Source organism: Gluconobacter sp. Dm-73 (assembly GCF_018256215.1).
Lineage (GTDB): Bacteria > Pseudomonadota > Alphaproteobacteria > Acetobacterales > Acetobacteraceae > Gluconobacter > Gluconobacter cadivus.
Map to the genome: position 1 here is coordinate 1 of NZ_JAERLW010000027.1, position 2,680 is coordinate 2,680.

Consider the following 2,680-nt stretch of genomic DNA (forward strand, 5'->3'; position numbering starts at 1 on the left):
CGAGGGATGGGGTAAGTTCCCCGCCCCGCTTACGACAATTTGCTTGCAAATTGTGTAGTAAGTCCACCTTTTAAAGAAAGGGGGCTGAAACACCATGTCAAAATTCGCCATTCTTCGGGTTCAGAAACTCAAATCGCCCAAGTCCGTCAGGGCGTCCATGAAGCACGCCTACCGAGAGCAGGATACGCCAAACGCTGACGCCACGAGAACGCCAGACAATGACCTGATCGGACCACAGAACGTCAAACAGGGCATGGCCGCGTTCGAGAAGGCGCTCCCTGAGAAAATCCGTAAGAACGCCGTCCAGTGCATCGAATACCTGGTCACGTCCTCACCGGGCGCGTTCGAGAACCGGAACGCTGACCAGGAGGCGTATTTGAACGAGGCGTTGCGCTGGATTCAGGAGCGGCACGGCAAGGACAACGTGATCGCTGCCATCATTCACCGGGACGAAAAAACTCCGCACCTGTCGGCCTACGTGGTGCCAAAAGACCCCGATACAGGCCGCCTGAATTGCCGCCGGTTTCTCGGGGGTGCCAAGGCCCTGAACGAGATGCAGACCGACTTTGCGCGAGTTGTGGGGCGCCCTGTCGGACTGGAACGCGGCATCGAGGGAAGCAAGGCCACCCATACCAAGCTGAAGACCTACTACGGGGCACTGGAACGGGATGCACCAGAGCACAAAAGCCTCACCCCAGCCGACCTAGAACCGCAGGTAATCAAGAAGGGGATTTTCACCCGTGTCGTGGAAGACCCTGAGCAGGTGGCAAAACGCATCAGTCAGACCATTCAGCAGCATTATGAACCTGCCGTCCAGAGCGCCACAGTTGCCCGTACAGCGACCAAACGGGCCAAGGAGGACAGAGAGAGCCTGAAACAGCTTCAGAGCCGTCTGGAGCCTCTTGTGAAGGCTCTGAGGGATATTCCGACCCAATACCGAGAGAAGGTTATCGAGGGTTGCGTAAAACTGGCCCAGCAGCTTCGTCAAAAACTCCAAGATCAGGCGGTTGAGGCTCAACGGGAAAGAGCTAGGCAAACAGCACGTTCCAACCGAGATTCTCGGAATAGGGGGCACAGTCGCTGAGTATATACTCCTTATTCATGAGCATTTATTTTTCCGGATCGTCATTAACCTGCAATTTTGATTGAATATATTTCATAAATCTAATTACCAACTCAGATGCCAAGTCAGTTTTACATATATATTCTTTTAAACTCTTTGATGATTTTTCGGAATATGCAAAATCATCAAAGACTAAACTATCATCATTTTGCATTTTAGTTATCATTTCTTCTACTTCTTTATCTTCATAAATTTTTATTCTTAGATATTTGATAACACCTAGTAATTGCTCCCCTACATTCCATTCGTCATTTATGGGAAATGCGAACAAATTCGTTTGAATTAAAGGCTCTAAATTAAGTAATAGGTTTAATCTATCTAAGTTTCTTTTTGATAAATCCTCTAATGAAATATTTTTACACATGTCTAGATATATATTTTTTCTAAGATCAAACAAAGATATCTTGTATTGATTTGCTGCAATATTTTTTTGTGATTTTGTTATACTTGCCGACAATTTAGATACAGCTAAACTTATGCCACTAATTCCTAATGATAATCCGCTAATTGTTGTAGTAATCCAATCTTCCATTTTTTTCTCTTTTTGGCGTTAAAAAATCAGTTTTCCACTGATTTAAGGGGGGGACCATAGGGGGGAATAAATATCTTTATTCTATCTATGAACTCGCTAATGATTGTTTCTCGTTGGAAAACCGCCAAAAACGTCTTGCCAATAGGTCGCACACTGTGCGACTATAAAGTCGCACAGTGTGCGACCTATTCGGCACTCATACAGAGGTTTCCCACATGCGGAATGTGACCCGTCTCAAGACCCGCAAAGACCGGCTTCGTGAAGATCAGGCCGAGCAAGTCCGCCAAGCTCTGCTGCCATTCTTTGACAACCCCGATTTTGATCACGATGCCCTCGGCCGGGTCATGGTCACCGTTCAACGCCTTACCACCCCTTCTCCCGGAACAACGGAGCCGTTCGTCATGATCCGTCCAGCCCAGAACCGTGCTGTCACTCTGTGGCTAATGAAAAACAGTAAGCGCCCAATGAAGGCCGTAGATGTTTGGACGCTCCTGTTCGACCATCTGTTCCCGCATACCGGACAGATCATGCTGACCCGTGAAGAAATCTCTGAAAAGGTTGGAATCAGGGTCAATGAAGTCACGGCCATCATGAACGAACTGGTGACGTTCGGAGCGATTTTTTCTGAACGTGAAAAAGTGGCCGGTATGCGTGGTCCGGGTCTCGTCCGCTACTACATGAACCGACATGTGGCAGAGGTCGGCAGTCGTGCCACACAAGAGGAGTTAGCCCTAATCCCAAAGCCGGGCGCCAAGCTGGAAGTCGTGCAAGGCGGCAAGGCGTAATGCGGCTTGTCCCATTCGATAGCGTGAAAGCAGCTCGTGACCCATTGGTGCAAAAAGAGCTGCTGAAAATGGCGCTGGCCGATGGTGATCTGGTGGCTTTGGCTCACGCCTTGGCCGTGATCGAAAAGGCCAAGATCACCCCCGGTAATTGATGGGGGAGGGTCGAGGGATGGGGTAAGTTCCCCGCCCCGCTTACGACAATTTGCTTGCAAATTGTGTAGTAAGTCCACCTTTTAAAGA

4 protein-coding genes are annotated in these 2,680 nt (G+C 48.9%); 3 read left to right on the plus strand and 1 reads right to left on the minus strand.

Annotated features, from left to right (window positions below; all coding sequences use genetic code 11):
- The first annotated feature begins 94 nt into the window (after positions 1-94).
- Positions 95-1,084 (plus strand): MobV family relaxase, encoded by a 990-nt coding sequence (gene mobV, locus JK176_RS14845; RefSeq protein ID WP_249194546.1) that lies wholly within the window; start codon positions 95-97, stop codon positions 1,082-1,084.
- Positions 1,085-1,109: 25 nt separating this feature from the next.
- Here the strand turns inward: mobV and JK176_RS14850 are convergent, their stop codons facing one another.
- Positions 1,110-1,655, minus strand: a complete 546-nt coding sequence (locus JK176_RS14850; protein ID WP_211588400.1) for a hypothetical protein — start codon at positions 1,653-1,655, stop codon at positions 1,110-1,112.
- Positions 1,656-1,870: 215 nt separating this feature from the next.
- Here JK176_RS14850 and JK176_RS14855 point away from each other — a divergent pair, with 215 nt between their 5' ends.
- Entirely contained in the window at positions 1,871-2,440 is a 570-nt protein-coding gene (locus tag JK176_RS14855; protein ID WP_211588401.1) for a hypothetical protein, read from the plus strand.
- Positions 2,440-2,592 (plus strand): hypothetical protein, encoded by a 153-nt coding sequence (locus tag JK176_RS14860; protein ID WP_211588402.1) that lies wholly within the window; start codon positions 2,440-2,442, stop codon positions 2,590-2,592. Before JK176_RS14855 ends, JK176_RS14860 begins: the two co-directional genes overlap by 1 nt.
- The last annotated feature ends 88 nt before the right edge of the window (positions 2,593-2,680 follow it).

Bases quoted from the DNA above. Each gene is read 5' to 3' on its own strand.
- JK176_RS14855 (WP_211588401.1), top strand. From the start codon at position 1,871: ATGCGGAATGTGACCCGTCTCAAGACCCGCAAAGACCGGCTTCGTGAA.
- mobV (WP_249194546.1), top strand. From the start codon at position 95: ATGTCAAAATTCGCCATTCTTCGGGTTCAGAAACTCAAATCGCCCAAG.
- JK176_RS14860 (WP_211588402.1), top strand. From the start codon at position 2,440: ATGCGGCTTGTCCCATTCGATAGCGTGAAAGCAGCTCGTGACCCATTG.
- JK176_RS14850 (WP_211588400.1), bottom strand. From the start codon at position 1,655: ATGGAAGATTGGATTACTACAACAATTAGCGGATTATCATTAGGAATT.